The 4,121-nt window shown below is 66.7% G+C and carries 3 protein-coding genes and 1 pseudogene; 3 read left to right on the forward strand and 1 reads right to left on the reverse strand.

Going from position 1 to position 4,121, the window contains the following annotated elements:
* Positions 1-472, forward strand: a 472-nt coding sequence (locus ACTS11_RS03245; RefSeq protein ID WP_442638908.1) for a substrate-binding domain-containing protein, incomplete at its 5' end; no start/stop codon positions are given.
* Positions 473-539: 67 nt separating this feature from the next.
* On the opposite strand, the gene phaZ is transcribed toward ACTS11_RS03245, so the two are convergent.
* Entirely contained in the window at positions 540-1,808 is a 1,269-nt protein-coding gene (gene phaZ / locus ACTS11_RS03250) for a polyhydroxyalkanoate depolymerase (RefSeq protein ID WP_442638909.1), read from the reverse strand.
* A 109-nt stretch (positions 1,809-1,917) separates the two neighbouring features.
* Here phaZ and phaC point away from each other — a divergent pair, with 109 nt between their 5' ends.
* Both phaC and ACTS11_RS03260 read left to right on the forward strand, forming a co-directional pair.
* Complete coding sequence (gene phaC / locus ACTS11_RS03255; RefSeq protein WP_442638910.1) at positions 1,918-3,759, forward strand: class I poly(R)-hydroxyalkanoic acid synthase; 1,842 nt, start codon at positions 1,918-1,920, stop codon at positions 3,757-3,759.
* 136 nt (positions 3,760-3,895) lie between these two features.
* Positions 3,896-4,121: pseudogene (locus tag ACTS11_RS03260) on the forward strand (Phasin); the annotation flags it as partial.

The raw sequence follows: 4,121 nt of genomic DNA on the forward strand, positions 1-4,121 counted from the left end.
GCTTCTCACCGCGTCCACGGACCTCGACCGGTGGGAGGGGTTCCGCGACGCGCTCGGCGCGGCCGGTCGGGGTGTCCATGCCTTCGCGCAAGGCGGCTTCGACCGGGCGCGGGCGGCGGCGGCGGCGCGGGAGATGATGGACGCGCCCGAGCCGCCCGACGCGATCTTCGTCGCCAACGACCACATGGCGCTGGGCGTGCTGGACGAATTGCGCCACGGCATGGGGATCGACGTGCCGGGCGCGGTCTCGGTCGTGGGCTACGACGACGTTCCGGCGGCCGCGTGGAAGGCCTTCGACCTGACCACCGTGCGGCAGCCCGTGGACCGGATGGTGGCCGCGACGGTGGAGATCCTGATGGCCGAGATCGAGGGTCCCGCGGCCCCCGGCAGCGCCGCCGAGATCGCGGCGGAGCTTGTCCTGCGCAGTTCGGCGCGGGTGCCGCCAGATGGGGGTAAAGGCGGCCTTGCGTAAAGAAAAGGCCGCTCATCCTGGGGACAAGCGGCCGGAAAGATCGGAAATGTGAAAGCGTCCGGCGCCTTCAGCGCGCCGCGACGCCCTTGACCGGGGCCTTCGGCACGTCGCAGTTCGCGTCGATGAAGTCGAGCACCAGGGGCCGGATCTTGTCGCGCCAGCTCTTGCCCGCGAAGATGCCGTAGTGGCCGGCGTTGGGCTCGAGATAGGTGGCCTTCTTCGCGTCGGGCAGCCCGGTGCAGAGCTTCAGCGCCGCGACGCACTGGCCGGGAGCCGAGATGTCGTCCTTGCCGCCCTCGACCGTCTTGACCGCGACGGTGGTGATCTTGCCGATGTCCACGCGCTTGCCGTCGACGGTGAAGGCGTTCCGCGCGATCTCGCGGTTCTTGAAGATGCGCTCGACGGTCGTGAGGTAGAACTCGGCGGTCATGTCCATGACGGCGAGGTATTCGTCGTAGAACTTGTTGTGCTTGTCGTGGTCCGAGGCCTTGCCCTTGGCCACCCGCACGATCTGCTCGGAGAAGGCGCGGGCGTGCTTCTCGGCGTTCATCGCCATGAAGGAGGTGAGCTGCTGGAGGCCCGGATAGACCATCCGCCCCGCGCCCGCGTACTTGAAGCCGACGCGCTGGAGCACGTAGCGCTCGAGCTGGCCCATGGTGACGCGGCGGCCGAAGTCGGTCACGTCCGTCGCCGCCGCGTCGGGGTCGATCGGCCCGCCGATCAGCGTCAGCGAGCGGGGCTGCGCCGCCGGCTCCTCCTCGGCGAGGTAGGCGGTGGCGGCGAGCGCCAGCGGCGCGGGCTGGCAGACGGCGATGACATGGGTGTCGGGGCCCATGTGGCGCAGGAAGTCGACGAGGTAGAGGGTGTAGTCCTCGACGTCGAACTTGCCCTCGCTCACGGGGATGTCGCGGGCGTTGTGCCAGTCCGTGATGTGGACGTCGCAATCGGGCAGCAGGCTGAGGACCGTGGAGCGGAGGAGCGTGGCGTAGTGGCCCGACATCGGCGCGACCAGCAGCACCTTGCGGCCCGTCGGCGCGCGGCCCTGCACGTTGAAGCGGATCAGGTCGCCGAACGGCCGGCGCAGCACGCGCTCGACCGCGACCGAGTGGTCGCGCCCGTCGTCGGCGGGGATCGAGTAGATGCCCCAGTCGGGCTTGGCGACCATGCGGGCGAAGCTGCGTTCCGTCACCTCGCCCCAGGCGGCGGTGAGCTGGATCATCGGATTGGCGAGGATGCCGAGCTGCGGGTAGGAACACATGGCCCGCGCGGTGGAGCCCATCCACTGGTTCGTGACCCGCATCGATTCGAAGAAATCGTAGGTGAGAAGGTAGCGCATGTCGTCTCCTGCCTCGCTCGCGCAGAGCGCCGGGCGGCGAGCACGCGCACCCGGTTCAAATGTCGCTTTGCCCCCTCACCTTGGCACCGCTAAGGTTGAAATGGCGCAAATGCAGGATGAAATCAAGGTGACCGAGAGTGACGTCAAGGATCACGGGGGGGAGCGCGAGGTGGGCGAGAACCTTGATCGGCTGAACCAGAACCTCGCCCGGGTGGAGGAACTGTCGAAGCGTCTGGTCGCGGCCCTGTCGCGCCGGGCGCCGGGGGACGTGGGCCTCGAGGGGCCGGGGCAGGACCTGTATATGAAGGCCGGAATGGCCTACTGGCACGAGGCGATGACCAATCCCGCGCGCCTGCTCGAGCACCAGGTGCAGTACTGGGGCAAGACGCTGACGCATTTCCTCGAGATGCAGCAGAACCTCAGCCACGGACAGTTCGTCGCGCCCGGCGACGACCCGGACCTTCCCGACGACAAGCGCTTCGCGAACCCGCTGTGGAAGACTCACCCCTACTTCAACTTCGTGAAGCACCAGTATCTCCTCGGCTCGAAGGCGATCGAACAGGCGGTGGCCGATCTCGACGGGCTCGACGCCAAGGACCGCCAGCGCGTGGCATTCTTCGCCAACCAGATGATCGACCTCTTCTCGCCCACGAACTACCTCGCGACGAATCCCGACGCGCTGGAGCGCGCCGTTGCGACCGAAGGCGAGAGCCTCGTCCAGGGGCTCGAGAACATGGTGCGCGACATCGAGAGCCACCGGGGCGAGCTGCTGCCGACGCTGGCCGACCCGGGCGCCTTCGAGGTCGGCGGCAACATCGCCACCACCGAGGGCTCGGTCGTGTTCCGCAACCGGATGATGGAGCTGATCCAGTACGCGCCCCGGACCGAGACGGTGCACCGCACGCCGCTGGTGATCTTCCCGCCCTGGATCAACAAGTTCTACATCATGGACCTGAAGCCCCAGAACAGCCTGATCCGCTGGGTGGTGGAGCAGGGCTACACGCTCTTCGTCGTGAGCTGGAAGAACCCCGACGCGAGCTATTCCGACGTGGGTCTCGAGACCTACATCGAGGAGGGCTACCTCGAGGCGGTGCGCGTCGCCCGCGAGATCACCGGCGAGGACCAGGTCAACGCGGTCGGCTACTGCATCGCGGGCACGACGCTGACCGCGACGCTGTCGCTCCTGAAGAAGCGGGGGGAGAAGCCGATCAAGTCGGCGACCTTCTTCACCACGCTCACCGACTTCTCCGACCAGGGGGAATTCACGGTCTTCCTGCAGGACGACTTCGTGGACGCGATCGAGCGGCAGGTCGTCGCCGAGGGCATCCTCGACAGCCACTACATGTCGAAGACCTTCTCGTTCCTGCGCGCCAAGGACCTCGTCTACGGGCCCGCGATCCGCAGCTACATGATGGGCGAGGCGCCGCCCGCCTTCGATCTGCTCTACTGGAACGGGGACTCGACGAACCTGCCCGGCCGGATGGCGGTGCAGTACCTGCGCCGCCTCTGCCAGGGCAACGCGCTGTGTTCGCAGGAGGGGCTGTCGCTCTTCGGCGAGACGCTGTCGGTCCGCGACATCGACCTGCCGGTCTATGCCATCGCCTGCGAGACCGACCACATCGCGGCCTGGAAGGACAGTTTCCGGGGCGTCGTGCAGATGGGCTCGCGCAACAAGACCTTCGTTCTGTCGGAGTCGGGCCACATCGCGGGCATCGTCAATCCGCCGTCCAAGAAGAAATACGGCCACTACGTGAACCCCGAGGTGAAGGGCACCCCGGAGGACTGGCTCAAGGCCGCAGAATACAGCGAGGGCTCGTGGTGGCCGCGTTGGGAGGAATGGCTCGCGAGTCGCTCGGGCAAGCAGGTTCCGGCGCGCGTTCCGGGCGAGGCGGGCTATCCCGTGCTTGCCGCGGCACCCGGAACCTACGTTCTCGAGAAGACAAGCGGCTGATTTCCCAGACGTAAAGACAGGGTTTCCCCAGCGTCATGCTGCACCGCAGAAAGAGGTTGACTTTCTGCACCGCAGCATTCATATATGACGCAATCGCAGCAACCGCCGCGAGCGACGCGGACACAGGAGAAACCAGATGGCCACGAAGACCCCCGACTACACCAAGATGATGACCGACATGATGGGTTCCTTCCCGATGGACATGTCCGCCATGAACGACGCCTTCAAATCCTCGGCCGCCATGGGCGAGAAGATGTCGAAGGTGATCCTCGACGCCGCCGAGAAGTCGACCGAGATCTCGTCGAAGTGGACGAAGGACACGCTCGCCAAGATGGGCGACGTCACCGCCGTCAAGTCCGAGC

Origin of the sequence: Roseicyclus sp., from assembly GCF_052168335.1 — a bacterium.
In the GTDB taxonomy this organism is placed as follows: domain Bacteria; phylum Pseudomonadota; class Alphaproteobacteria; order Rhodobacterales; family Rhodobacteraceae; genus Roseibacterium.

Coding starts and splice junctions, on each gene's coding strand:
- phaZ (WP_442638909.1), bottom strand. CDS start 1,808: ATGCGCTACCTTCTCACCTACGATTTCTTCGAATCGATGCGGGTCACG.
- phaC (WP_442638910.1), top strand. CDS start 1,918: ATGCAGGATGAAATCAAGGTGACCGAGAGTGACGTCAAGGATCACGGG.